This window comes from Arthrobacter sp. E70 (assembly GCF_058266945.1).
Map to the genome: position 1 here is coordinate 42,068 of NZ_JBYQFR010000019.1, position 25,465 is coordinate 67,532.

The following is a 25,465-nucleotide window of genomic DNA, read 5'->3' on the forward strand; positions in this document are numbered from 1 at the left end:
TGCCCCGTTCCGGAATTCAGAGAATGCCCGGAATGGGATCGTCAGTTTCGGAGAAGGCCGTTTCCTTCTCCGCAAGGTATTCATTCCAAGCCTGGGCGTCCCAGATCTCGGCACGGGATCCGGCGCCGATGACGGCCAGTTCCCTCCCGAGTCCTGCATACTCCCGGAGCGCCGGTGGAATGGTCACGCGCCCCTGCTTGTCAGGTACCTCATCAGAGGCTCCAGAGAGAAACACACGGATGTAGTCGCGGGCCTGCTTTGAGGAGATCGGTGCCTCCCGCATCTGCTCGTGGACCCGTGCAAATTCCTTCTCACTGAAGACGTAGATGCAACGTTCCTGGCCCCTCGTGAGCACCAGCCCGCTGGCAAGCTCCTCGCGGAACTTCGCGGGGAGGATGATCCGTCCCTTTTCGTCCAGACGTGGCGAGTGAGTGCCCAGAAACACTGGCCCACCGCCTGTCCGCCGTCAGGAACTGCACATCCCCTGTGTTGCAACCACCCTCTTATGTCCTCCACATTACTCCACTTTCCACCACAGTCAACGCAAAACGGCGGGTGGCGCGGCTGTTTTGTGGGAATTTACCCGCTTAAAGACGCGGATTTCCTGCCGTGGTGGGAAGTGGAGGAATTTGGGCTCCGCAGGGCTGCGGAAACTGCCTTAAATGCGAAAAGACCCGCTTGAAGCGGGTCTTTTCGCATTTCCCCGGTGCCCGGGGAGCGAAATGGAGGAGCGAAGAGGCGACGCCCGGGTGTGAGGTTAGGGCTCTCCCCTGCGCCTTTCATCCCAGCGCTCTTCGAGGCCGCTCATGAATGAGCTCCTCTGTTTTCCGGATTTAGGCGTGCGGCCTTTGGATCCCCGCGCGCCGCCCGAACTGCGCATCGTGGCGAAATAGACGCCGCCGCCCATCACCACAAAGCCCAGGACCCCGACAAAGATGTTCTGGAGGGTGACGCCTATAAGGAGCAGGAAGACTCCGGCAAGCGCACAGAGCACCCCAATAACCACATGCCTGGTTGACCATGAACGCCCGGGGTCCGAACCCATTGAGTTCGCGAACTTCGGGTCGTCCTCGTGAAGCTGCTTTTCAAGCTGCTCCAGCAGCTTCTGTTCGTGCTCCGACAGCGGCATCACGACCTCCTTTTGTAGGCCAACGTCCGGGCTGATCCCAGCCACTACTTCTACTCCGTAGAACGTCTGCTGTTGCTGGAAAGTTCCCGCTCCGCCGGCTTTGGCGGCAACGGAAACCTAGCATGCAGTCGCTGGAGCGGGAGCATGTCCAAGAGGGTCCGGCAGTAAGTCCATTCACTCGAAACTATGTACCTCTAAGGATAGATTGTTGAGGGCCGATCTGAAAGACGGCAATGACTTTGCGGGAGCCTCTCCCAAGCCGGTCTACGGGCCCTCCGGCCCTGGTTCAAGCCGTGCCTCCGGCTCCATCAGCCGGGCGGGGAGGATGGACTTGCTGCCGAACCTGCGCGTCACCTCGTCCAGGGCCTGCTCCGCCGCGCGCCAGTTCTCATCCCTGCGGTCGAAGCTCAATTGGCGCGAGGTCCGGGACGCATTCTCGAGCTGTTCGCCCCTGACGCCTATGAGCCGTATCGCCATCGCCCTGGATCCGAGCGAGGCCAGCAACTGCTGCGCCACCGAGTAGATCAGCTGGGCGCTGTCCACCGGGGTCTGCAGGGTCCTGCTGCGGGTAACGGTCGAAAAGTCGGCAAACCGCAGCTTGAGTGCCACTGTCCGGGCCACCATCCCGGATGTGCGCAGGCGGGCAGCAGTTCGATGGGACAAGCGGAGCAGCTCCCGATGCAGGAGGGCATCGTCGGCGGTGTCCACCGCGAAGGTCTCCTCGGCGCCGATACTCTTCTCAAGCCGCACGGGCGTGACGGGACGGGGATCGACACCCCAGGAAAGCCGGTGGACGTGCTCGCCGGTGGCGCCGAGCACCTTCTTCAAGGCAGACACCGGCGTCGCTGCCACATCAGCCACTGTCCTGATACCCATCTTTGCCAGGACCTCGCCGGTTTTCGCCCCTACGCCCCACAGGGCGCCCACCGGAAGGCTGTGGAGATACGGGACGGTTTCATCCGGCCCGATCAGCAAGAGCCCGTCGGGCTTGCACCGGGTGGAGGCGATTTTGGCCACGAACTTGGTTTCGGCGATCCCCACCGAGGCCGTGATACCCAGCTCAGTGGCCACCCGACTGCGGATGAGCTCCCCTATTCCGCGGGGCGGGCCGAGCCTGCGGATGGCACCGGTAACGTCCAGGAAGGCCTCGTCGACGCTGAGCGGCTCCACGAGCGCGGTGATGGACTCGAAGATCGCCATGAGTTCCGCCGACACCTCGTAGTAAAGCTTGTGCCGGGGTTCAATGATCACGGCCTGGGGACACATGCGCATCGCCACGGCCATCGGCATGGCGGATTTGACCCCGAAGGCCCTCGCTTCGTAGGACCCGGAGAGGACCACGGAACGTTCGCCGGGGAACCCGACAATCACGGGCTTCCCCCGGAGTTCGGGACGTGTGCGCAGCTCAACTGAGACAAAGAAGGCATCCATGTCCACGTGCATGATGCACGTCCTGCGGCGCCCGGGATGGCGCGCTGCTGCTGGTTGATTACTGGCTGCGGGCCCCACGGCTGCAATCCTATCCGTTGGTACTGGCTGATCTGGAGGCTGGCTAAACTGGAGGCTGGTCCCGGCAACAACACCAGGAGGAAAGTCTCTGTGACGGCCATTGGAAACTTCAAGCCAGCTGGCGTGGCGGCCCTTGCCGCCGCTGCGGCACTGGCCCTTGCAGCATGCAGCCAGAGCCCGTCGGGACAAGCAGAAACTTCCTCTTCCGCTGCAGCTGCCAGCACGCAGGCCACGCTGACCGCGCCGCCAAGCCCTTCCGCCGCGCCCAACACTTCCGCCACCGTTGGCGCCGTCGTTGAGGGGTTCCCGAAACAACTCCTCCCCTTGATGGATGGGGCAACGGTGGTGTCCAGCAGCTTCGATAAGGCATCCAGCCCGGCAACTGCCGCCCTGGTCGGAAAAGTCTCGGCACCAACGGCTGCTGTTGTGGACTTTTACACGAAGGCGCTGGAGGCACAGGGCTTTAAGGCAGTACCCGGCGACGCCGTCGGCAGCGTGGCTTCCAAGGACTTTGTCCGCGGCGACAACGAGACCGTCAATCTCGCCGTGCTCGAAGCCGCGGGGGTTTCCACGTTCACTATCGGCGCAAACGTCGCAGCTGAGTCAGCCAAGTGACGGCCGCAGAGCAGCTGCGGAATGAGCAGGCAGATTTCGTCGCCGGCGTGGCCGGGGAACTGACCGGCTTCCTCACGTCACGCCAGTCGGTAATGTCCGGCATCTCCCCGGACATCGAACCCATCATGGGCTCCATCTCCAACCTCGTCACCGGCGGCAAACGGCTCCGCGCCCTGATGTGTTACTGGGGATGGCGCGGTGCAGGCGGCGAGGCCGGAGCCAGCCAGATCGTCACGGCAGGGGCGGCGCTGGAACTTTTCCAGGCGGCGGCACTGATCCACGACGACATCATCGACCGCTCGGACACGCGGCGGGGCGGTCCAAGCGTCCACCGGCGCTTTAGCCAGCTCCACACCTCGCAGGGGTGGGCGCTGGACAGCGAGCGGTTCGGACAGGCCGCCGCCATTCTTGCGGGCGACCTCTGCCTGTCATTCAGCGAGGAGGCGTTCACGGACATCGGTGAACGCGCTGCATCAGGAAGCCGGGCACGGCTCATTTTCAACCTAATGCGCGCAGAAGTGATGGCGGGGCAGTACCTGGACATCCTGGAGGAGGTCGCAGGGCCGGTTCGGGACCGGGCCGGAGCGGTGGGCAGGGCACAGTCGATCATCCGGTTCAAGAGCGCGAAGTACTCCACGGAACACCCGCTGGCCCTCGGCGGCGCCCTCGCCGGAGCTTCCAATGAACTGCTCCGCGGCTATTCCGCATTTGCCCTTCCGCTCGGCGAAGCGTTCCAGCTCCGCGACGACGTGCTGGGCGTGTTCGGCGACCCGCTCACCACGGGCAAACCGGCCGGCGACGATCTCCGCGAGGGCAAGCGTACGGTCCTGGTGGCACTGGCGCTGGACCAGGCCTCCCCCGAGGAGTCGGCCTTTATCGATGCGAGCCTTGGCAGCCCCGGCCTTTCGGAAGCGGACATTCTCGAGATCCGGCGGATTATCGAAGATTCAGGGGCGCTGCAGGCCACCGAAGTACTTATCAGCGAATTCGGCGCAGCGGCGTTTGCAGCCCTTGAGGAACTTGAGCTGGACGAACTACCCAAAACGGCCCTTCGGAGGCTGGCTGAGGCGACGGTCAGCCGAGCCTCCTAGGGATTTATTTGGGCCGCGCTTACCAGGCCAGCGTCTGGGCCCGTCGCCGGATTTCCGTCTTGCGTCCTTCACGCAGCGCGTCGATCGGCCGGCCCCGCAGTGATTCATCGGCCGTAAACAGCCACACGATGAGGTCCTCGTCGGAATAACCGGCGTCGGCCAGCACCACAATGGTGCCCTTTAAGCTGTCCACCACCTGGCCGTCCTGAATGAATTCGGCAGGGACCGAGCGGATTTTCCGTTCCCCTACCCGCAAGGCTGCCAGTGCATGCTCATCCAGCAGGCTGTGCACCTTGGTGACTGAAACATCCAATAAACGGGCGACGTCGGGCAGCGGCAACCACTCGCCCACCAGGTTTTCTACATTGCTCACGGATCAAGGTTGCCACGCTGGCTACCGCGGCGCCTAGTCGGCGGATTCCTCTTCCTGCCGTGACCTGCGGACACTCCGGAAAAGAACGCCTTATCGGGAAAAGGCAAATTCTTGTGCTATTGCGATTTTCGTGAGAGATTCACTTTCATCACATGAGTAACAGAAATAACATAAGTCACAGTAGTATCAAGATTATCCGCGGATCCCCGTCCGCGTCCGCGCCCGCAGTTGAGAAGAGGATTCCTTCCATGACGATGTCCCGCTCGCCCAAGCAGCCCCCCAAACCGAGTCTGCCGATGATTGCCGCCACCACGGCGGCGCTGCCAGCGGTCGTATTGTCATCCCTGGCCTTGGCCCAGCCGGCCGCAGCACAGCAGCCCACCCGGACCATCCCCAACAGCCTGGCCGCGGCAATGAAGGCCCAGGCCGCTGCACAGGCGGCCGGCACGGTGATCCCCGCCGCTTCGGTGTCCACCACGATTCCCGCTGCTTTCCAGCCCGCACAGCCGGCGGCTCCGGCGGAATACACGATTGCCCGCGGTGACACCGTCAGTGCCATCGCCGGCAGGTTCGGGCTGCAAACCGGGGAGATCCTGAAGCTGAACAACCTCCAGCCGAACACCCTCATCTACCCGGGCCAGAAACTTAAGCTGTCAGGTTCGGCCGAGCCCGCTGCGCCCGCCCCTGCTCCCGCGCCCGCAGCTCCCGCTGCCGCCAGCGGCGCAACGTACACCGTCAAGCCCGGTGACACCCTGGGTGCCATTGCAGCCCGCCACAACGTCGGCCTGTCAGATGTCTTTGCCTGGAACAACCTGTCCATGCGCTCCATCATTTACCCGGGCCAGAAGATCAAGGTCGCTGCCGGCGACTCCGCTCCGGCTCCCGCTGCGCCTGCTGCCGCCCCGGTCCTGGCAAACACTTCGGCTCCCGCGGCCCCTGCCCCGGCGTCGGGCTCCTACACCATCAAAGCCGGCGATACGCTCTCTGCCATCGCGTCCCGGCACGGGGTGAAGCTGTCCGACCTCCTGTCAGCGAACAAGCTCGGCATGACGACGGTGATCTACCCCGGCAGCAAGTTGGTGATTCCCGGCGCTGCGGGCCAGGCTGACCCGCAGCCGGCCGCCGCCACGCAGCCTGCCGCCGCTCCCCTGGTACCCAGCTCCTTCCTCGGCTTCAGCTATCCCGCAGCGGTGGTGAGCTCGGCCAACGAGAACAAAGCCCTCCTGAACGCGTCGCCAGTTCCGTCCCGGGACGAGATGAAGAACATCGTGGCAGACACCGCGCGCCGGATGGGCGTGGATCCCTCGCTTGCCCTGGCCTTCGCATTCCAGGAATCAGGATTCAACCAGCGGGCGGTATCCCCGGCGAACGCAATCGGCACCATGCAGGTCATCCCCAGCTCGGGCCAGTGGGCGTCGGACCTGGTGGGGAGGAAGCTGAACCTGCTGGACCCTTACGACAACGCGACCGCCGGCGTGGCCATCATCCGACAGCTCCTGGCAACCAGCAAGGACGAGGACACCGCTATCGCGGGGTACTACCAGGGCCAGTATTCGGTCAGCAAGTACGGTATGTACGACGACACCAAGGCGTACCTGGCTGCCATCAAGGCACACCAGAAGAACTTCGGCTGAGGCTCCCTGGCAGCGCCTGCCCGGACGCAGCAGCGGGTCCGAACCGTCACCGGTTCGGACCCGTTCCGTTTCAGGCACCTTTGGCTGCGGGATTAGGATCGTAAGGTGCAGGAACACGTGTCAGACCCCCTGGTGGGTACGCTGGTGGACAACCGCTATGCCGTCACCTCGAAACTGGCCCGAGGGGGGATGTCCACCGTCTACCTTGCTGTTGACCAGAGGCTGGACCGCGAGGTGGCGCTCAAAGTGCTGCACCCGCACCTCGCTGCCGATGAGAACTTCCTGGGCAGGCTTGGCCGGGAAGCCAAAGCAGCCGCCCGGCTCTCCCACCCGCATGTGGTGGGTGTCCTCGACCAGGGCAGCGACGGGCATGCCGCGTACCTGGTCATGGAGTACATCAAGGGACACACGCTCCGGGACGTCATCCGGGACAGGGGCGCACTGCCGCCCCGGCTGGCGCTGGCACTGATCGATCCCGTCGTCGAAGGGCTGGGGGCCGCGCACGCCGCCGGGTTCATCCACCGCGATGTAAAGCCGGAAAACGTCCTGATTGCCGACGACGGCAGGATCAAGATTGGTGACTTTGGCCTCGCCCGGGCCGTCACAAGCTCAACCAGCAGCGGTGCCCTGATCGGTACAGTCGCCTACATCTCTCCGGAACTCGTCCTGGGGAAACCTGCAGATGCCCGCAGCGACGTCTATGCGGTGGGCATCATGCTCTACGAAATGCTCACCGGCCGGCAGCCATTTGACGGCGAAGTCCCCATCCAGGTCGCCTACCAGCACGTGAACGGGGCGGTAGGACCGCCGTCGGACCTTGTGCCGGGACTGGCAGCGGAAGTGGACGAACTGGTCCAGTGGTGCACGGCCAATGACCCGGAGAACCGCCCCGTTGACGGCAATGCGCTCCTCCAGGAACTCCGGCATATCCGTACCAACCTCACGGACGCGGAACTGGACCTGCTTCCTCCCGCAGCCATTGCTGCCGAACCCCAGCAGCATCAAACTGAAGTCTTGGCCCGCTCCAGCAATCCAACCACCCTGATGCCTGCGGGCAGGCCGGCTGCCCCGCCACACCCACCCGGGCAACGTCCAGGCCTGGCCCTCCCTGACGAGGAGGATGCCGGGGTTGCCTGGCCTCCCCCGCCGCCGCTTGCCGGCAAACGGGCCGGCAAACGGGCCGAAAAGGAAGACGCCAGGGACCGGGCACGGGCGGCGGCCACCCCGGCAAGGACGCTCCGGGAGGGAAACCCGCGACGCCGCGGACTTCTATGGGTCATCGGGCTGATACTGGCTGCCCTGCTGGCCACGGGCGCCGGATGGTTTTTCGGGATGGGGCCGGGGGCTCCTGCCGCCGTACCGGCCGTGGCCAACAAAACCGTGGCGCAGGCGCAGCAGCTGCTGGATGCGGCAGGTTTCCGCTCCACCACCAGCGATGTCTTCGACGACCAGGTGCCGACGGGGCTGGTGGTGGGCAGCGAGCCTGCCGCCGGGACTGAAATCAGGAAATTCCAGCCTGTTTCCCTGCTCGTCTCGAAAGGCCCACAGCTGTTTCCCCTGCCGAAATTGAGCGGCGGTACCCTCGACCAGGCAAAGGACGCCCTGAACGCAGCCGGAATGGCGCTGGGCACGGTCACGGAGCAGTTCGATGAAAAGGCCGCTCCAGGAACGGTGCTGTCCCAGGATCCCGCCGCCGGCACGCCGTCCCGCCACGGGACGCCCGTGGCCATGGCGGTTTCCAAAGGGCCGCAGCCCATCCCTGTTCCCTCCGTGGTGGGAAAAGCCAAGGGCGAGGCCGTGAACGCCATTGAAGCCGCCGGCCTGAAAGCCGACGTAGCCCGGGATGAAGTGTTCGACCGCAACGTCCCTGAGGGCGCCGTTGTCAGCCAGGCCCCGGCGAACGGGACGCTGACCCGCGGGGGCACCGTGACGTTGACCATCTCCAAGGGCCCGCGCATGGTGGACGTGCCAAGCTTCATCGGCAAGCAGGCTTCGGAGGCAAGGAAGTCATTGGAGGCTTTGGGCTTCCAGGTCCGGGTGAACAACATCCTCGGCGGATTCTTCGGCACGGTCCGCGACCAGGAGCCGGTGAACCGGAAGGTCCCGGAGGGCTCGGTCGTCACCATCACGGTGGTCTAGCCAAGCCCGGCGCCTTGCGGCGGGCCGGCCGCCCGCCGCAAAGGCAAATGGAGCTAGTGCTTCGCCAGCGCCCCGGCCACAAGGAACGCCATTTCCAGGGACTGCATGTGGTTCAGGCGGGGATCGCACACCGACTCGTAGCGGTCCAGGAAAGCGTCCTGGTCGATCGGGTCTGCGCCGCCCAGGCATTCGGCGACGTCGTCGCCGGTCATCTCAACGTGCAGGCCGCCGGGAACGGTCCCCAGCCCGTGGTGCACTTCGAAGAACCCGCGCACTTCGTCGATCACGTCGTCGAAGTTGCGGGTCTTGTAGCCGTTGGGCGAGGTCACGGTGTTGCCGTGCATGGGGTCGGTGACCCACAACACCTGCGCGCCGGACGCGGTGACCTTTTCGACGACGGCCGGCAGCTTCTCGCGGATGTTGCCCGCGCCCATGCGGGTAATGAAGGTCAGGCGGCCGGGTTCGCGTTCCGGGTCGAGTTTATCGATCAGGCGCAGGGCGTCGTCACCGGTGGTTGACGGGCCGAGCTTGACGCCAATGGGGTTGCGTACCCGCGAGAGGAAGTCCACGTGTGCGTGGTCGAGTTCGCGGGTACGTTCGCCGATCCACAGGAAGTGGGCCGAGGTGTCGTAGGGGAAGCCGGTGCGGGAGTCGATCCGGGTCAGGGCGCGCTCGTAGTCCAGCAGCAAAGCCTCGTGGCTCGCGAAGAACTCGACCCTCTTCAGGGCTTCGAAGTCGGCGCCGCAGGATTCCATGAACTTGATGGCCCGGTCGATGTCCCGGGCCAGCGACTCGTAGCGGGCGTGGGCAGGGTTTTCGGTGAACCCCTTGTTCCACTGGTGCACGGAGCGCAGGTCGGCGAATCCGCCCTGGGTGAAGGCCCGGATGAGGTTCAGCGTGGAAGCGGAGGTGTGGTAGGCGCGCAACATCCGGGAGGCGTCGTGGCCACGGGACTCGGGCGTGAAATCGTAGCCGTTGACGATGTCGCCGCGGTAGGCGGGAAGGGTGACGCCGTTGCGGGTTTCGTCGTTGGAGGAACGGGGCTTGGCGAACTGGCCTGCCATCCGGCCCATCTTGATGACGGGCATGGCCGCACCGTAGGTGAGTACCACTGCCATCTGGAGGATGGTCTTGACGCGGGCACTGATCTTGTCGGCGGTGGCCGCTTCGAACGTTTCGGCACAGTCGCCGCCCTGCAGCAGGAAGGCCTTGCCCTGGGCGGCAGCAGCGAGCCGCTCACGCAAGACGTCCACCTCGCCGGCGAAGACCAGCGGCGGAAGTACGGAGAGTTCCTTGACCGAGGCCTCGAAGACCTCGCGGTCCTGCCAGCTGGGCTGCTGCGAGATGGGAAGGTCCCGCCAGTTATCGAGTCCGGGATAGTTGGCCGCTCCGCTCTGGGCGGTGCTGGACAGCGTAAAGGCGGGTTTTGCAGATAGCTCAGTCACCATCTAAGACTAACGGCAGGCTGCGGCCGGTGGACACCGCCCCGTCACGCTGCCTGCCCGGTGCGTCACAACTGCGTCGACGCCCCTCCGGGCGGCGCGGCTACCCCGCGACGGAAGTGCCGCCGTCGTCCGCCTTGGGACGCTGGCCCTCCTTGGCCTTGCCGGGGCCGGCATCCTGGGCAAAGCCGCCTTCCACCGGCTCCGGCCCGGCCAGCGGCTCCGCCGCTGCCTCCGGTTCCGCAGGCTTGCCCGCGAGCCGGAGCTTGACCACGGCCGCATATTCGTCCACATATTCCTGCCCCGAGAGGCGCATCAACCGGGACATGATCTCGTCCGTGACCCTGCGCTGGACTGTCCTGTCCTCGGCCTGGTCCCGGTACTGGCTGAAGTCCAGCGGCTCGCCGAAAACCATGCCGATCCGCCGGATGTTAGGCAGGCGCTTGCCGATGGGCTGGACTTTGTCAGTACCGATCATTGCCACCGGAATGACGGGAACACCGGCCTGCAGAGCGAGCCTGGCCACCCCCACCTTGCCCCGGTACAAGCGGCCGTCAGGGCTGCGCGTGCCCTCGGGATAGATGCCGAGCAGGCCGCCGGCGTTGAGCACTTCCATTCCTGCATTCAGGGACGCGGCGGAGGCAGCCCCTCCGGACCTGTCCATGGGCAGCTGGTTGGTGAGCCGGAAGAACGCCGCTGTCAGCCTGCCTTTGACGCCGGTGCCGGTGAAGTATTCGGATTTGGCCAGGAACACCACCGGACGGTGCACCATAAGCGGCATGAAAATGGAATCGGAAAACGACAGGTGGTTGGAGGCGATGATGGCGGCCCCCTGTGCCGGGATATTGTCCAGGCCTTTGACCCAGGGCCGGAAAAGCAGCTTGATCACCGGACCGAGGAAGATCCTTTTCATGACCCAATAGAACACGTAGTGACCTCTCCGGAAGGCGGCTTCCAGTCCCCGCATCGGGCCTGGCCAGCGATTCAATGCAACCCTACTCTAGTGAGATTTGGCTGGAACAGTGACACGATGGACTCATGACTGAAAGCAGCACCCCGTCCCGTCCGGCTGCTTTCAGCTACCCCGGCCACGGGGCCAACGCAAGCATCGGAATTGCCATCTGCCATGGCTTCACCGGCAGCCCCCTGAGCGTCATGCCCTGGGCGCAGCACCTGGCGGAGCAGGGGTACGCCGTCACTGTTCCCCTGCTGCCCGGACATGGGACGGACTGGCGCGAACTGGCCCGCTCCGGCTGGCGCGACTGGTACCGCAGCTATGAGAAGGCCTTCCTGGACCTGTCGGCACGGACCGACTCCTGCTTCACGGCCGGGCTGTCCATGGGCGGGGCAATTGCCCTGCTCACCGCCTCCCGCCATCCCGTTGCCGGGACTACCGTGGTCAATCCCGGCTTGAGTTTCTATGACCGCAGGGTCAGGGTGATCGGGCTGCTGAAGTACTTCCAGCGGACCACAGTCCCGATCCAGGAGGACCAGACCGGGGCACCGGCCACCAACGACGGCGATTATTCCCTCACTCCGCTGGCTGCAGTTCACGAATTGAAGAAGCTGTTCGCTGCCGCGGTGCGAAGCCTGCCCCGAGTGGACGCGCCTGTCCAGGTCTTCAAATCACGAACTGATGCGGTGGTCCCACCCACCTCCCTGGCCCTGCTGAAGAAGGGCCTGGGTGCACATCTTGCCCAGGTGGTGGACCTTGCCAGCAGCGGCCACGTGGCTACCCTTGACGTTGACGCGCCCTTGATCTTCGCGGAGTCTGCCGCCTTTGTGGCAACCCACGCCCGCCGCACCACCACTTTGGAGGCCCCATGACCACCGGCCCTGACCACAGCGCCTTCAGCAGCTCCTTCAGCGGTGACGGCACCCGGACCGGAGTGGTCCTGTCCCACGGCTTCACCGGAAGTCCACACGGGCTCCGGGCCTGGGCCCATGCCCTCGCTGAAGCCGGTTTGGCAGTCCGCATGCCGCTGCTGCCGGGCCATGGGACAACCTGGCAGGACCTGAACCGGACGCGGTGGCAGCAATGGCACGGCGCCCTCGATGAGGCCTACCTGGAACTCGACGCCCAGTGTGACCAGGTGTTCTCGGCGGGCCTGAGCATGGGCGGGGCCCTGGCGCTGAGGATCGCCGCCACCCGCCCGGTTGCCGGCGTGCTCCTGGTCAACCCGGGGCTGACGGTGGACGATCCGCGTGCCCCGCTGGCCGGGATCCTGAAGCTGGTGCTCAAGAGCACCCCCGCCATCGGCAATGACATCCTCAAAGCCGGCATGGACGAGGGAGCCTATACCCGCACGCCCGTGGCCGCGGCCCACGAGCTCAACAAAATGTTCAAGGACACCGTCCGGCTCCTGCCGCGTGTCACTGCACCCGTCCAGGTGTACCGCTCCACCGTGGACCACGTGGTGTCCGACTCCAGCATGGCCCTCCTGCGGCGCGGGCTGACGCATGCGCCGCTTGACGTGGTTCAGCTTGAGAACAGCTACCACGTTGCCACGCTGGACAACGACGCCGACCGTATCTTCGAAGGGTCCGTGGCTTTCATCCGGCGGGTCCTGCAAACGGGCCAGGAGGTCCGCCATGGCAAGGCCTGACCCCGGCACGCCGGATCCGGGTGCCAACCAGGACGACGCCGTCTGGCTCGACCTGGTGGCACGCCTGGAATCGGACACTGTCGCCACGCGCCCCGACCCGCCTGGACCCGGCCGGCAGCCGGACAAAGCCGGCGGCGGCCCCGGAGACCCGCGGCCGTCGTTCCGCGACTTCGATCCGTTGGGACTGGCCGGGACACCCCCGGCCGGGTTGGCCGCCGCAGAACACGGGGCCACCGCGCCCGCGGACGCTGCCGGCACGCCCGGCGGCGGGCGGACGTCGCCGCATGACCCGGCCGACCCGCGCGATTATGAGGTGGACGACGACGGCGGGGAGTTCGTGCCGGAGGAGCCTCCCAGCCTGGCCGGCACGGATCCGCTGACCATGCTTGCGTGGCTTGCCGCCGTTGGTGGACCGGTCGCACTGCTGCTGTCGGCGATGTTCTGGCGCTCCGCTCCGCTGCTTGCCATTGTCGGCATTGTTGCCGTGTTCGTGCTCGGCACGGTGTACCTGATCATGAAACTGCCGCAGGAAAAGAACGAGGACGACGACGGTGCGAGGGTCTAGCGCACGCCTTGGCTGCGCACGCGGCTGCTGACCCGGGAAAGGTCGGCGGCGCCGATCAGTCCTGCGTTCGGGCCCAGCGCAGCCAGTTCGATGCCGGCCGCCGGGCGGAAACCGCGGCCGGTCAGGTTCCGGGCGAAGGCTTTCCGGGCCGGTTCCACCAGCAGGTCCCCTGCCGAGCACAATCCGCCGCCGATGACGAAGAGCCCGGGATCCAGCGCCGCGGCGAGGTTGGCCAGGCCCAGCCCCAGCCATTCGCCCACTTCCTCGATCAGTTCACGCGACGCCCGGTCGCCGGCCAGGGCCAGTTCAGTCACGATGGCTCCCGTGATGTCTTCCGGATGTCCCCCGGCCGCAGCCAGCAGGTCCTGGGCAACGGGAGAGTTGGCACGGGCCAGCAGCCTGGCTTCCCGGCCCAGGGCGTTGCCGGAGGCGTACTGCTCCCAGCACCCCCGGTTGCCGCACTCGCACCGGTGTCCGCCGGGCATGATGACCTGGTGGCCAAACTCCCCGGCCACGCCGAAGCGGCCGCGCTCGAGCCTGCCGTCCATCACCATGGCTCCGCCGATGCCGGTGCCGAGCGTGATGCAGACCAGCCGGGTTTCCCCCTGGCCCGCGCCGAAGCGCCACTCCGCCCACGCCGCGGCGTCGGCGTCGTTGGTCAGGAGCACGGGACGGCGAAGAAGCCGTTCCAGGTTCTCGCGCAGCGGCTCATTGCGCCATGCCAGGTGCGGGCTGAAGAGGACGGTTCCACCGGCGAGGTCCATCCAGCCGGCAGCACCGATGCCCACGGACCTGATCCGGTGCCCGCGGCTGAGTTCCTCCACCAGTTCCACGATGACCCGCTCCACTGCCCGCGGATCAGTTCCCGGTGTGGACCTGCGTGCCTCACTGAGGATCCGTCCCTCGGCGTCCACCACGCCGGCCGCCACCTTGGTTCCCCCGATATCGATCCCGATGGCGAGGCCTTTGCGGTTGAGTCGCAGGTGCCCCCGGGCGGCACTGCCGGGCAACCGGCCGGGGCGGTAGGCGGCGTAACGGCGGGGTGCCGGTCTTTTGAGGGGGCCGGTCTGTTCGCCGGGCAGCGGTCCGTACATAGTGTCCCATTCTAGGCGGGGCGCTGGATTGTCTTGACATATGCGGTACATGTGTCCCGGCATTGACGACTAAGTTACTCGCCAGTAGGTTTGGGTACTGCACAGTCCGGCCGCGGGTATTAGTCTTTAGGCATGCCCCGGCGTGGGACTTCGGATATCAAAGGAGCTATAGTGCGCGAATTCAGTGTTCCGCCTCTTGTTGTTGTCCCACTGGATACGAACATCACGGACCTGGTGTTGCGGCAGGCAGCCAAGCCCAGCAACCCCGCGCTCTTTTCGCGCCGGAACTCCGCAGGATCGTGGGAGGACGTCCGGGCCACGGACTTCCTGGACGACGTCCGGGCACTGGCAAAGGGACTCATCGCCAGCGGCGTGGGGGCGGGTGACCGGGTCGGCATCATGTCACGTACCCGCTACGAGTGGGCCCTGGTGGATTTCGCCATTTGGTTCGCGGGCGCCGTCTCGGTTCCCATCTACGAAACCTCCTCCCCCTCCCAGGTGGCCTGGAACCTCGGCGATTCCGGTGCCGTGGCAGCCTTCGGCGAGTCCGCCCACCACGAAAACGTCATCCGGCAGGCAGTAAACGCCGAGGGGCTCACCGCCCTGCAGCACGTCTGGCAGCTCGAAGGCCGGGGACTGGATGCGCTCCGGGAGGCGGGCCACGGCGTCAGTGACGAGGAACTCGAGGCGCGGCGCAGTGCGGCGGGCCTTCGCGACGTCGCCACCATCATTTACACGTCGGGCACCACGGGACGGCCCAAAGGGTGCGAACTGACCCACGGCAACTTCGTCGAACTCTCGGACAACGCCCTGGCCATCATCGGCGAAATCGTCCATGAGAACGCCAAGACCATTATGTTCCTGCCCCTGGCGCACGTGTTTGCGCGCTTCATCTCCGTCCTGGCGATGGCAGCCGGAACCACGGTGGCGCACACTCCGGACATTAAAAACCTCCTGGCGGACCTGCAGAGCTATGAGCCCACGTTCATCCTGGCGGTGCCCCGCGTCTTCGAGAAGGTCTACAACTCGGCGCTGACCAAGGCCGAGGACGGCGGCAAGGGTGCCATCTTCCACCGGGCCGCGGAAACGGCCATCGCCTTCTCGAAGGCCCGCCAGGAGGGCCGGGTTGGCCTTGGCCTGAAACTGCGGCACGCCCTGTTCGACAAGCTGGTCTACGGGAAATTGCGTGCCGCCATGGGCGGACACGTGGCCCATGCGGTGTCCGGCGGGGGCCCGCTCGGCGAACGACTCGGCCACTTCTTCCAGGGCATCGGCCTGCAGGTGCTCGAGGGCTACGGCCTCACCGAAACCACCGCCCCCATCACGGTCAACACCCCGTCACGGATCAAGATCGGATCCGTTGGCAAACCGTTGCCCGGCAACGCCGTGAAGATTGCCGACGACGGCGAGATCCTCGCCAAGGGAGTCTGCGTCATGCGGGGGTACTACCAGCGGGCGGACCTGACGGCGGAAGCGTTTGCGGACGGGTGGTTCCGCACCGGCGACATCGGCAGGCTGGACGAGGACGGCTTCGTCTGGATCACCGGCCGGAAGAAGGAGATCATCGTCACCGCGGGCGGCAAGAACGTCATACCCGCCCTGCTCGAGGACCAGATCCGGGCCGATGCCCTGGTTTCGCAGGTGCTGGTGGTGGGCGACAACCGGCCCTTCATCGGGGCGTTGGTGACCTTGGACCAGGAGGCACTGCCCGGCTGGCTCCAGCGGCACGGACTCCCGGCGGACACTTCCCTGGAAGCCGCGGCGGACAACCCGGTGGTGAAGGCCGCGGTGCAGGACCTGATCACCGCCGCCAACGGCTCCGTTTCCCAGGCCGAGGCCATCAAGTCCTTCCGGATCGTAGCAGCTGACTTCACCGAAGCCTCCGGGCACCTGACCCCCTCGATGAAGGTCAAGCGGGCGCAGGTGATGAAGGACTTCGAAAACGTCATCGAGGACATGTACTCGGCGCCCCGCGCCTGACGCTCCCCGCTCCACCAACGCCAAAGGGCCGCTCCCAACGGAGCGGCCCTTTGCTGTTGCCGTGGTTCGTCCCTGCCTACTGTTCGATGACCAGCAGCAGGTCCCCGCCCTGCACCTGCTCCACCGATGAAATGGCGAGGCGGCCGACCTTGCCGCCCACCGGCGTCGTAATGGATGCCTCCATCTTCATTGCCTCGATGGTGGCCACGGTGTCGCCGGCCTGGACCGTCTCCCCCGGCTTGACCGTCACGGTGACGGCGCCGGCGAAGGGTGCGGCCACGTGGCCCGGCTGGGACGGGTCGGCCTTCTCGGCGGTCTTGACGTTGCTGACCACCGAACGGTCGCGGACCACCACCGGACGGGACTGGCCGTTGAGGGTGCACATGACCGTGCGCATACCCTTTTCGTCCGGCTCCGAGACGGCTTCCAGGGACGCAATCAGCCGCACGCCGCGCTCCAGCTGGATTTCGTGCTCGGTACCGCGCTGCAGGCCGTACAGGTAGTCGCGGGTGTCCAGGACGGAGATGTTGCCGTACGTCTCCACGCTCTTCAGGTAGTCCTTGGTGGGGCCGTCGAAGAGCAGCCTGTTCAGCGTGTGCTGCCGGGTCTTCGAGTCGGACTTCAGCGCGGCGCTGTCCTCGGCGCTGAGCTCGACGTCGCGGACCTTCACGCTCCTGCCCTGCAGGGCCTTGGTGCGGAACGGCTCGGGCCAGCCTCCGGGAGGGTCACCCAGCTCGCCGGACAGGAAGCCGATCACGGAGTCGGGGATGTCGTAGTTCTGCGGGTTCGCTTCGAAGTCGGCCGGATCGGCGTTGAGGCCCACCAGGTGCAGGGCGAGGTCGCCCACCACCTTGGAGGACGGGGTCACCTTCACCAGGTGGCCCAGGATCCGGTCGGCAGCGGTGTACATATCCTCGATGGCCTCGAACCGCTCCCCCAGTCCCAGCGCCATGGCCTGCTGGCGGAGGTTGGAGAGCTGGCCGCCGGGGATTTCGTGCTTGTACACCCGGCCGGTGGGTCCGGGCAGGCCCGACTCGAACGGCGCGTAGACGCGGCGTACCGCTTCCCAATAAGGCTCGAGGGAGCTGACGGCGTCCAAGCTCAGGCCGGTGTCGCGCGGCGTGTGGGCCAGGGCAGCAACAAGGGCCGACGCCGAGACCTGGCTCGTGGTGCCGGCCAGCGATGCGGAGGCCACGTCCACAGCGTCCACACCGGCGTCGACAGCCGCCAGCAGGGTGGCCAGCTGGCCGCCCGCGGTGTCGTGGGTGTGCAGGTGCACGGGCAGGTCGAAGCGCTCCCGCAGTGCGGTGACCAGCTTGGCGGCTGCCGCCGGACGCAGCAGGCCGGCCATGTCCTTGATGGCCAGGATGTGGGCGCCGGCATCAACGATCTTCTGCGCCAGGTCCAGGTAGTAGTCCAGCGTGTACAGCTTCTCGGCCGGGTCCAGCAGGTCGCCGGTGTAGCAGAGTGCCACCTCGGCAACGGCGGTGCGGGTTGCGCGGACGGCGCGGATGGCCGGTGCCATCTGGCTGACGTCATTCAGGGCGTCGAAGATGCGGAAGATGTCGATGCCGGTGGCGGCAGCCTCGTTGACGAAGGCCTCGGTCACTTCCTCAGGGTACGGGGTGTAGCCCACGGTGTTGCGGCCGCGGAGCAGCATCTGGATGCAGACGTTCGGCATGGCCTGGCGCAGTGCCGCGAGCCGGTCCCAGGGGTCTTCGCCCAGGAAGCGGAGCGCGACGTCGTAGGTGGCACCGCCCCACGCTTCAACCGACAGCAGTTCCGGCAGCAGGTGCGTGACGGCGGGGCCGGCGGCCACGAGGTCGCGGGTACGGACGCGGGTTGCCAGCAGCGACTGGTGCGCGTCGCGGAACGTGGTGTCCGTAACGGCGACGGCGTTCTGCTCCCGGAGCGCCTTGGCAAACCCTTCCGGGCCCAGCTCAAGGAGCTTCTGGCGCGATCCGGGCGCCGCCTGCCGGCCCTTGAACGAGGGAAGCTTGTCCGCAGGATTCGAGTGGACGGTCAGCTCGCCGTTCGGCTTGTTGACCGTGACGTCGGCCAGCCAGGTGAGCAGCTTGGTGCCGCGGTCGGCGGAGACACGGGCCTTGAGCAGCTGCGGGCGCTGGTCGATGAAGTTGGTCGCGACGTCGCCGGCAATGAAGTCGGGGTCATCCAGCACGGCCTGCAGGAAGGGGATGTTCGTGGAGACACCACGGATGCGGAATTCGGCCAGGGCACGGCGGGCACGGGCGACGGCGGACGGGTAGTCCCTGCCACGGCAGGTCAGCTTGACCAGCATGGAGTCGAAGTGCGGGCTGATCTCGGCACCCGAGTAGACGGTGCCGCCGTCGAGCCTGACGCCTGCGCCGCCGGCCGAGCGGTAGCCGGTGATCTTTCCGACATCGGGGCGGAAACCATTGGCCGGGTCCTCGGTGGTAATACGGCTCTGCAGGGCGGCGCCGCGCAGCTTGACCGCGTCCTGTGACAGTCCCAGGTCCGCGAGGGTCTCACCGGAAGCGATGCGCATCTGGGCCTGGACAAGGTCCACGTCCGTGACTTCCTCGGTCACCGTGTGTTCCACCTGGATGCGCGGGTTCATTTCGATAAAGACGTGCTGGCCGGCCCGTTCGCCTTCGGTGTCCACGAGGAACTCCACGGTGCCGGCGTTGACGTAGTTCAGGGCCTGGGCGAACTTCACGGCGTCCCGGTAGAGGGCCTGGCGGATGCCCTCATCCAGGTTGGGCGCCGGAGCAATCTCGATGACCTTCTGGTGGCGGCGCTGGATGGAGCAGTCACGCTCGAAGAGGTGCATGACATTGCCCTCGGCATCGGCCAGGATCTGTACTTCGATGTGCCGGGGACGCAGGACAGCCTGCTCCAGGAACATGGTCGGGTCACCGAAGGCGGCGTCGGCTTCGCGCATGGCCGATTTCAAGGCCTCGGGCAGGGCCTCGCGGGTGTCGACCCGGCGCATGCCGCGCCCGCCGCCGCCGGCGACGGCCTTGGCGAAGATGGGGAAGCCGATCTCGTCCGCCGCAGCCAGCAGTTCGTCCAGGTCCTTGGACGGCTCGCTGGACTTCAGCACCGGCACGCCGGCTTCACGGGCTGCCTTCAGCGCAGCCACCTTGTTGCCGGCAAGTTCCAGGACTTCGGCGGGCGGGCCGACGAACGTGATGCCGGCTTCCTTCGCGGCACGTGCCAGCTCAGGGTTCTCCGAAAGGAAGCCGTAGCCCGGGTAGATGGCGTCGGCGCCGGACTCCTTGGCCACCCGTACTACCTCATCCACATCCAGGTAAGCCCGGACAGGATGGCCTTCCTCGCCGATCAGGTATGCTTCATCGGCTTTCTGGCGGTGGATGGAGTTCCTGTCCTCATGGGGGAAGACGGCAACAGTCTTGGCGCCCAGCTCGTAGCCGGCGCGGAAGGCCCTGATCGCGATTTCGCCGCGGTTGGCCACCAGAACTTTGGAAAACATACTTCTCCTGCATCATTGCTGGGTGGATCGGTGAGTGGTCACAGTGTCTAGGACCTACAAGGACAAACACAAATCTTTGTGTCGACCATCACAGATTTCCCCGTCATGTCATGAACGCTTACAGCCTGGCTGGCGGAATCCGCCCCGGCAGCACAGTCGGTGCCGTGCCGACGCCCGATTAAGCAGGATTCGCCGACGCATCAACATATGATGAGTAGGGCGGCAGGACCGTCCGGCTTCGGCTCTGCCGCAGCAAACATTACTCCCAACACTGCTTCCGGCGTTAGGTTTTGGTCTCCCAAGTGCAAGTAGTCAGCATCAGCAGCCTTAAGGGTGGAGTCGGCAAGACTTCCGTCACCACGGGATTGGCGTCTGCGGCGCTGGCCGCGGGAATCCGCACGCTGGTGGTGGACCTTGATCCGCACGCCGATGCCACCACCGCCCTCGGCGTCCAGCCGGGCGACCAGCTGGACGTCGGCAGGATGCTGAAGAGCCCCCGCCGCGCGAAACTTGCAGAGAACGTCGTGCGCAGCTCCTGGACGGACCGGGCCGGCACCAACGGCCCGGGGCCCGCCGTGCTGGATGTCGCCGTCGGCTCCGCCTACACGGGTATCTACGACCGGCCCGACCTGGGCCGCCGCGACCTCCGAAGGCTTTCAGCCGTCCTGTCCGGCACCGACGCTTACCAGCTGGTCCTGGTGGACTGCCCGCCGTCGCTGAATGGCCTCACACGCATGGCATGGGCGGCCAGTGACAAGGTGGCCCTGGTAGCCGAGCCCGGGCTGTTCTCCGTGGCCGGCACGGAGCGGACCATGCGGGCCATCCAGCTGTTCAAGCAGGAGTTCGCACCGAACCTCTCCCCCGCCGGGATCGTGGCCAACCGGGTCCGGTCCGGCTCATCCGAGCACACGTACCGCCTGGCCGAGATGGAGTCCATGTTCGGCGAACTCCTGCTCAGCCCGCGGATCCCCGAACAGGCCAACTGGCAGCAGATCCAGGGCGCAGCACACCCGGTCCACCACTGGCCCGGCGACTCTGCCAAATCCGCTGCGGGACTGTTCGACGACCTGCTCGCCAACCTGATGTCGGCCGGCAACGGGCTGCGGAGCCGCGCCCGGTGAGACGAGCCCGGAAGAACTGACGCAGAAGGGGCCGCCCTCCATCCGGAGAGCGGCCCCTTCTGCTGTTCCTCAGTCCTTAGCTGATCTTGCGTGCGGCGCGGCGCTTGCTGAGTTCGTCGTCGGGAAAGGACTGCTCGGCGGCGTGCTCGCTGGGCAGGGAGGCCAGGCTGCCTTCCACTTCCCGCCACACACGGCCCACGGCGATGCCGAAGACGCCCTGTCCGCCCTGCACGAGGTCGATAACTTCGTCGGCGGACGTGCATTCGTAGACGCTGGCGCCGTCGCTCATCAGGGTGATCTGGGCCAGGTCCTCCACCCCGCGTTCACGCAGGTGCTCCACGGCAGTGCGGATCTGCTGCAGGGAAACTCCGGTGTCCAGAAGCCGCTTGACCACTTTCAGGACAAGGATGTCCCGGAAGCCGTACAGTCGCTGCGACCCGGACCCCGCCGCGCCGCGGACGGCCGGCTCCACCAGCCCGGTCCGCGCCCAGTAGTCGAGCTGGCGATAAGTGATGCCCGCGGCCTTGCAGGCGGTGGGCCCGCGGTAGCCGGCATCCTCATCAAGCACCGGGAGGTCCTCGGTAAACAGGAGGCCCTGGGCACCGCTCACGGGCACAGCAACACCAGCCGTGGGCTGCTTCAGCCCGCCTGCTTCGCCTTTGGGACTCACGTGGATCCTCCTTGTCGTACGCTCCCGATAACCAGTGCAGCAGACTTGGCATGAAGACCATGCGTGTGATTCTCGCGGGGCGCACTTTCCAGTGTGACTTGCGCGGCTGCCGTAGGCAAGGGAACTTGATACTTCGACGTTAGGCCCGGGGGCCCCCGAGGTCAAAGATGTTGGGCCCTTCGAAGGGGCGTGTCGAAACTTTCAGCCTCAACTTTAACCTTAGCGTGACCTAGCCGTCGAAATCCTCGGGCTCGACGTCGTCAAGGAACTCCCGGAAGCGGCGCAGTTCACGCTCCTCGTCCACGGTGGGGCCGGGTTCGGCGTCTTCTCCCTCATCGTGTTCGGTGATGCGCACCCCGGCCTCGTCCATCACGGCATCGGCACACCAGATCCGGCATTTCGCACGAAGCGCAATCGCAAGGGCATCGGAGGCACGGGAGCTCACCGTGGTTCCGTTTTCGAACTGAAGCTGCCCGTAGAAGATGTTGTCCTCCACGGCGACGATATTCACGCTGACAACGGAATGGCCCAGGGACTCCACGACGTCGACGAGGAGGTCGTGGGTCATCGGCCGCGGCGGGACCACGCCCTGCTGGGCGAGTGCGATGGCACTGGCCTCAGGGGTGCCGATCCAAATGGGGACGTGGCGTTCCCCATGCATCTCCTTGAGCAGGACCAGGGGCTGGTTGGAGGGCAGTTCGATCCGAACGCCTACGATCTCGACTTCAATCATCAGATGTCCATGCGTGAGATGTGGTCCTGCACCAGGGCCCTGTGCAGGGTGAGGCAGAGGTCGCTGATTTCACGGGCGGCTTCGGCTGCCCGTGCCTGCGATGCCGGGTCCTTGCGCGAGGCAAGCGGTGCCACGGCTCGTTCCACCAGGCCGAATTCCCGTTCGGCCGCCGCCTGGAAGGGGCGGAGGTGCCGCGGCTCCAGGCCGTGGCTTTCCAATTGGACGCAGGCGCGCGCCACCTGCAGGGCGTGTTCATCGAACTGGCCGTTGCTGTGGCTGATGAGGCCGAAGCTCAGGAGCGACTGGAGCAGGGGCACGCTGGCACCGGATTCCGTCCGCAACTGTTCCTCGGTCAGCTTTCGGCCACGGTTCTGCAATTCAGCAGCCAGCTCGTCCGAAACGATGCGCGGGGAAACCACGACGCCGGGCGGGAGGTTATCCGGACGCTCCCCCCTGTCGATGGCATCAAGGTAGTCCTTGATGACCTTCAGGGGCAGGTATTGGTCGCGCTGCAGGGCCAGCACGAAGCGCAGCCGCTCGACGTCGCCGTCGGAATACTGCCGGTAACCCGCCGGCGTGCGCCGCGGATTAATCAGGCCCTTTTCTTCCAGGAACCGGATTTTCGACGCTGTCATGCCGGGGAAGTCCGCGCTGAGCTGGGCGAGGACTTCGCCGATGTTCAGGACCTGGGGGCCCCGGCGTTCCGGTTGTGCCATTGCCACAGGCAGTGGTCCCCGGATCAGCCGCGGCCTGCAGCTGTGGCAGGGCTCAGGTAGAAGGTAAGGCGGAACTTGCCGATCTGGACTTCACTGCCGGACTTCAGCTCCACCCGGTCCACGCGGTCGTGGTTGACGTAGGTGCCGTTGAGGCTGTTCTTGTCAACGACCTCGAAGCTGCGGGCGGTGCGGCGGAACTCAACGTGGCGGCGCGAAACCGTCACGTCATCCAGGAAGATGTCCGCATCGGGGTGCCGGCCTGCCGTGGTGACGTCCGAGTCGAGCAGGAAGCGGGCGCCGGCGTTCGGGCCGCTGTGCGCCACGAGCAGCGCAGAACCGGCAGGCAGGGCCTCAACCGAGTTGCGCTCATCGAAGGAAAGCTTCGGGGCGATGGTGGGTTCATCGGTGACCGGGGTGAGATGGATCGAGGTGGTCTCCGACGCCTTAGCCGCACCCGTGCCGTAATCCCCATCGGCAGGGTTGTGTGTGTGGCCAGCCATGGATTCCTCCTCTTCGACGCTGCAGGCTCCAGGTCTGCAGCCAACGTTTACCTCCGGCCCTGGCAGGTCCGGCCCCGGCTCCCCCATCCGGCCGCTGACGTGCGAAGACGTCCTGCCTGCGACGCGGGGCCGGACCGGAAATACCGGTTAGCTTTAGCCTACCTGTTGTTCGTACTCCGATGCACTGAGCAACGACTCGACGGCGTCAGGTTCGGCCAGTTTGACCTCGATGAGCCAGCCGTCACCGTACGGATCGGTGTTGATCAGGGCTGAATCGGTGTCCAGGGAGTCGTTCCGGGCCACTACTTCGCCACTGACCGGCGCGTAGATGTCGCTGACGCTCTTGGTCGACTCCACCTCGCCCACGACTTCGTTTGCCGTAATCTTCGTGCCGGCCTCGGGCATCTGGGCGTAGACAACATCTCCGAGCGCATCTTGGGCGAAATCGGTGATTCCCACGCGGACCACACCGTCGGCATTGGGGGCCGACACCCACTCATGTTCGGCGGTGTAGGACAGGTCTTCGGGAATGTTGCTCATGGGCGGCCTTTCATCGGGGTACACCAACGTCACGGCGGCCCCCGGTGATCGGGCCGCCGCTGAAAGTATAGGCACAAGTGCCCGGGCCGCCGCCCGGGTTTCTGACAAGATGGGACCCATGAGAGCAAGCATGGGTGCAGCGTCTTGGGGACAGGGCAGGTAAGCCATGCCGGAACTGCCTGAAGTCGCCGGCCTGGCCGCGTTCCTTGACGGACAGTTGCGGGGCTGCGTAGTGACGAAGCTGCAGATCACCTCCTTTGCCGTGCTCAAGACAGCGGACCCGCCCTTCACCGCGGTTGAGGGCCGGACGGTCTCCGGCGTCCGAAGGTTCGGAAAGTTCATCAGCATTGACACCGACGGCATTTCCCTGGTGTTCCACCTGGCGCGTGCGGGCTGGGTGAGGTTCACCGACTCCCCTGCGGACAGCCAGCTCCGGATGGGCAAGGGCCTCATCGCGGTCCGTTGCACGTTCTCAGGCCCGGAGGGGCCGCGGGGCCTTGACCTGACGGAAGCAGGCACCAAAAAAAGCCTGGCGGTCTACGTGGTGCGGGATCCGCAGGAGGTGCCGGGCATCGCCACGCTGGGCCCCGATCCCTTTACCGAGGCGTTCGACGCCGACATGCTGGCTGAGATCCTGGCTGGCAGTTCACAACAGATCAAGGGCCTCCTGCGCAGCCAGAGCGTCATCGCCGGCATTGGGAATGCCTACAGCGACGAAATCCTGCACGCGGCACGGATCTCGCCCTTCGCCCTTGCAAAGTCCCTTGACCGGGACACGGTGCAGGTGCTGTACGACGCCATCCACAGCGTGCTGGGCGAAGCCCTGGCACAGGCAGCGGGAAAGCCGCCCAAGGACCTCAAAGACGTGAAACGCAGCCATATGCGGGTGCACGCCCGCACGGGCCAGCCCTGCCCCGTCTGCGGCGATACGGTCCGGGAAGTCTCCTTCGCGGATACGGCCCTGCAGTACTGTCCCACCTGCCAGACCAAGGGCAAGATCCTGGCGGACCGCAGGACCTCCAAGTTCCTCAAGTGAGGGAAGAGCCGGCAACCCGTTCATGGGAACTGCCGGACCTGCCGGAATACCGGCGCGGATATCGGATGGTGATTCGGGACTTTTGGTCCTGCCTGGGCACGCCCCTGCGGCGTAGCGTCTTGACCAAGGCCCGCAAGACTCGATCAGCACGAAGGGGTCACAATGCGCCAGTCTCGACCCGCCGTCCTCGGAATGGCCTTGGCCCTCACCCTCGGCACCGGGCTCGGGAGCACGCCCCTGGGGCCGCCCCTGGCCTCCGCGTCAGCGGCAGTAGTGCAGCGGAGCGTTCCGGCGTCGATGGTCGAGCAGGCCGGCGACGACGCGATCGTCGAGCACTATGAAGAGCTCGGCGGCAACACGTCGTTCCTCGGCACACCAGTCGGCAGCGCGTATGACATCGCTGGGGGGCGTGCCCAGGACTATACCGGCGGGACGATCTACTGGAGCGCCGGCACCGGCGCGCACGAGGTGCACGGGGCCATCCGCGGACGCTACCT

At 66.0% G+C, this 25,465-nt stretch carries 23 protein-coding genes and 1 pseudogene; 11 read left to right on the forward strand and 13 right to left on the reverse strand.

All coding sequences use genetic code 11. The features are described 5' to 3' along the window. Positions 1–16 precede the first annotated feature (16 nt). The 3 genes from mraZ to dinB all read right to left on the reverse strand — a co-directional run bounded on the left by mraZ (position 17) and on the right by dinB (position 2,572). Entirely contained in the window at positions 17–445 is a 429-nt protein-coding gene (mraZ, locus tag AC3IMC_RS18855) for a division/cell wall cluster transcriptional repressor MraZ (protein ID WP_009358613.1), read from the reverse strand. 312 nt (positions 446–757) lie between these two features. Next, complete coding sequence (locus AC3IMC_RS18860) at positions 758–1,129, reverse strand: SCO2097 family morphological protein (RefSeq protein WP_473697533.1); 372 nt, start codon at positions 1,127–1,129, stop codon at positions 758–760. A gap of 264 nt (positions 1,130–1,393) precedes the next feature. Then, positions 1,394–2,572 carry a DNA polymerase IV gene (gene dinB, locus AC3IMC_RS18865; RefSeq protein ID WP_490920316.1) on the reverse strand — a complete coding sequence of 393 codons (1,179 nt, stop codon included), beginning with the start codon at positions 2,570–2,572 and terminating at the stop codon, positions 1,394–1,396. Between the two features lie 156 nt (positions 2,573–2,728). On the opposite strand from dinB, the gene AC3IMC_RS18870 reads away from it, so the two are divergent. Both AC3IMC_RS18870 and AC3IMC_RS18875 read left to right on the forward strand, forming a co-directional pair. Then, complete coding sequence (locus AC3IMC_RS18870) at positions 2,729–3,253, forward strand: hypothetical protein (RefSeq protein ID WP_490920318.1); 525 nt, start codon at positions 2,729–2,731, stop codon at positions 3,251–3,253. Next, positions 3,250–4,344: a polyprenyl synthetase family protein gene (locus AC3IMC_RS18875; RefSeq protein WP_490920320.1), complete on the forward strand. Its 1,095-nt coding sequence runs from the start codon at positions 3,250–3,252 to the stop codon at positions 4,342–4,344. The genes AC3IMC_RS18870 and AC3IMC_RS18875 overlap by 4 nt, the downstream gene beginning before the upstream one ends. Positions 4,345–4,363: 19 nt before the next feature. Here the strand turns inward: AC3IMC_RS18875 and AC3IMC_RS18880 are convergent, their stop codons facing one another. Continuing rightward, complete coding sequence (locus tag AC3IMC_RS18880) at positions 4,364–4,717, reverse strand: Rv2175c family DNA-binding protein (RefSeq protein ID WP_490920322.1); 354 nt, start codon at positions 4,715–4,717, stop codon at positions 4,364–4,366. A 248-nt stretch (positions 4,718–4,965) separates the two neighbouring features. Between AC3IMC_RS18880 and AC3IMC_RS18885 the strand changes: the two genes are divergently transcribed. Further along, positions 4,966–6,351 (forward strand): lytic transglycosylase, encoded by a 1,386-nt coding sequence (locus AC3IMC_RS18885; protein ID WP_490920324.1) that lies wholly within the window; start codon positions 4,966–4,968, stop codon positions 6,349–6,351. A 105-nt stretch (positions 6,352–6,456) separates the two neighbouring features. Next, entirely contained in the window at positions 6,457–8,490 is a 2,034-nt protein-coding gene (gene pknB, locus AC3IMC_RS18890) for a Stk1 family PASTA domain-containing Ser/Thr kinase (RefSeq protein ID WP_490920326.1), read from the forward strand. Between the two features lie 53 nt (positions 8,491–8,543). Here the strand turns inward: pknB and AC3IMC_RS18895 are convergent, their stop codons facing one another. Together AC3IMC_RS18895 and AC3IMC_RS18900 are read right to left on the reverse strand one after the other, a co-directional pair. Continuing rightward, on the reverse strand, positions 8,544–9,938 hold the full coding sequence (locus tag AC3IMC_RS18895; protein WP_490920328.1) for a class II 3-deoxy-7-phosphoheptulonate synthase: 1,395 nt from the start codon (positions 9,936–9,938) through the stop codon (positions 8,544–8,546). Positions 9,939–10,035: 97 nt separating this feature from the next. Further along, entirely contained in the window at positions 10,036–10,860 is an 825-nt protein-coding gene (locus AC3IMC_RS18900) for a lysophospholipid acyltransferase family protein (RefSeq protein ID WP_490920329.1), read from the reverse strand. Positions 10,861–10,970: 110 nt separating this feature from the next. On the opposite strand from AC3IMC_RS18900, the gene AC3IMC_RS18905 reads away from it, so the two are divergent. Genes AC3IMC_RS18905 through AC3IMC_RS18915 form a run of 3 tightly spaced genes read left to right on the forward strand, consistent with a single transcriptional unit; the run spans position 10,971 to position 13,103 of the window. Then, positions 10,971–11,759: an alpha/beta hydrolase gene (locus tag AC3IMC_RS18905; RefSeq protein ID WP_490920330.1), complete on the forward strand. Its 789-nt coding sequence runs from the start codon at positions 10,971–10,973 to the stop codon at positions 11,757–11,759. Then, positions 11,756–12,538 carry an alpha/beta hydrolase gene (locus AC3IMC_RS18910; protein WP_490920331.1) on the forward strand — a complete coding sequence of 261 codons (783 nt, stop codon included), beginning with the start codon at positions 11,756–11,758 and terminating at the stop codon, positions 12,536–12,538. Before AC3IMC_RS18905 ends, AC3IMC_RS18910 begins: the two co-directional genes overlap by 4 nt. Then, positions 12,525–13,103 carry a hypothetical protein gene (locus AC3IMC_RS18915; RefSeq protein ID WP_490920333.1) on the forward strand — a complete coding sequence of 193 codons (579 nt, stop codon included), beginning with the start codon at positions 12,525–12,527 and terminating at the stop codon, positions 13,101–13,103. The genes AC3IMC_RS18910 and AC3IMC_RS18915 overlap by 14 nt, the downstream gene beginning before the upstream one ends. Here the strand turns inward: AC3IMC_RS18915 and AC3IMC_RS18920 are convergent. Continuing rightward, positions 13,100–14,197 (reverse strand): ROK family glucokinase, encoded by a 1,098-nt coding sequence (locus AC3IMC_RS18920; protein WP_490920334.1) that lies wholly within the window; start codon positions 14,195–14,197, stop codon positions 13,100–13,102. The two genes, AC3IMC_RS18915 and AC3IMC_RS18920, sit on opposite strands and share 4 nt — an antisense overlap. 171 nt (positions 14,198–14,368) lie before the next feature. On the opposite strand from AC3IMC_RS18920, the gene AC3IMC_RS18925 reads away from it, so the two are divergent. Then, positions 14,369–16,177 (forward strand): AMP-dependent synthetase/ligase, encoded by a 1,809-nt coding sequence (locus AC3IMC_RS18925; protein ID WP_490920335.1) that lies wholly within the window; start codon positions 14,369–14,371, stop codon positions 16,175–16,177. 76 nt (positions 16,178–16,253) lie between these two features. On the opposite strand, the gene AC3IMC_RS18930 is transcribed toward AC3IMC_RS18925, so the two are convergent. Further along, complete coding sequence (locus AC3IMC_RS18930; RefSeq protein WP_490920336.1) at positions 16,254–19,652, reverse strand: pyruvate carboxylase; 3,399 nt, start codon at positions 19,650–19,652, stop codon at positions 16,254–16,256. A gap of 302 nt (positions 19,653–19,954) precedes the next feature. On the opposite strand from AC3IMC_RS18930, the gene AC3IMC_RS18935 reads away from it, so the two are divergent. Continuing rightward, complete coding sequence (locus AC3IMC_RS18935; RefSeq protein ID WP_490920338.1) at positions 19,955–20,773, forward strand: ParA family protein; 819 nt, start codon at positions 19,955–19,957, stop codon at positions 20,771–20,773. A gap of 76 nt (positions 20,774–20,849) precedes the next feature. Here the strand turns inward: AC3IMC_RS18935 and AC3IMC_RS18940 are convergent, their stop codons facing one another. From AC3IMC_RS18940 to gcvH, 5 genes are all read right to left on the reverse strand, one after another. Continuing rightward, positions 20,850–21,443, reverse strand: coding sequence for a MerR family transcriptional regulator (locus AC3IMC_RS18940; RefSeq protein WP_018763528.1), 594 nt, complete (start codon positions 21,441–21,443; stop codon positions 20,850–20,852). 229 nt (positions 21,444–21,672) lie between these two features. Continuing rightward, positions 21,673–22,176, reverse strand: coding sequence for a bifunctional nuclease family protein (locus tag AC3IMC_RS18945; protein ID WP_221387474.1), 504 nt, complete (start codon positions 22,174–22,176; stop codon positions 21,673–21,675). Then, positions 22,176–22,892 carry a transcriptional regulator FtsR gene (gene ftsR / locus AC3IMC_RS18950; protein ID WP_454485174.1) on the reverse strand — a complete coding sequence of 239 codons (717 nt, stop codon included), beginning with the start codon at positions 22,890–22,892 and terminating at the stop codon, positions 22,176–22,178. Before ftsR ends, AC3IMC_RS18945 begins: the two co-directional genes overlap by 1 nt. A gap of 23 nt (positions 22,893–22,915) precedes the next feature. After that, entirely contained in the window at positions 22,916–23,392 is a 477-nt protein-coding gene (locus AC3IMC_RS18955; RefSeq protein ID WP_454485172.1) for an FHA domain-containing protein, read from the reverse strand. A gap of 153 nt (positions 23,393–23,545) precedes the next feature. Beyond that, a complete protein-coding gene (gcvH, locus tag AC3IMC_RS18960; RefSeq protein WP_221387471.1) occupies positions 23,546–23,932 on the reverse strand; it encodes a glycine cleavage system protein GcvH in 387 nt (128 codons plus the stop codon). A 166-nt stretch (positions 23,933–24,098) separates the two neighbouring features. Between gcvH and AC3IMC_RS18965 the strand changes: the two genes are divergently transcribed. Continuing rightward, entirely contained in the window at positions 24,099–24,968 is an 870-nt protein-coding gene (locus tag AC3IMC_RS18965; protein ID WP_490920339.1) for an Fpg/Nei family DNA glycosylase, read from the forward strand. A gap of 162 nt (positions 24,969–25,130) precedes the next feature. Beyond that, a pseudogene (locus AC3IMC_RS18970) lies at positions 25,131–25,465 on the forward strand (hypothetical protein); the annotation flags it as partial.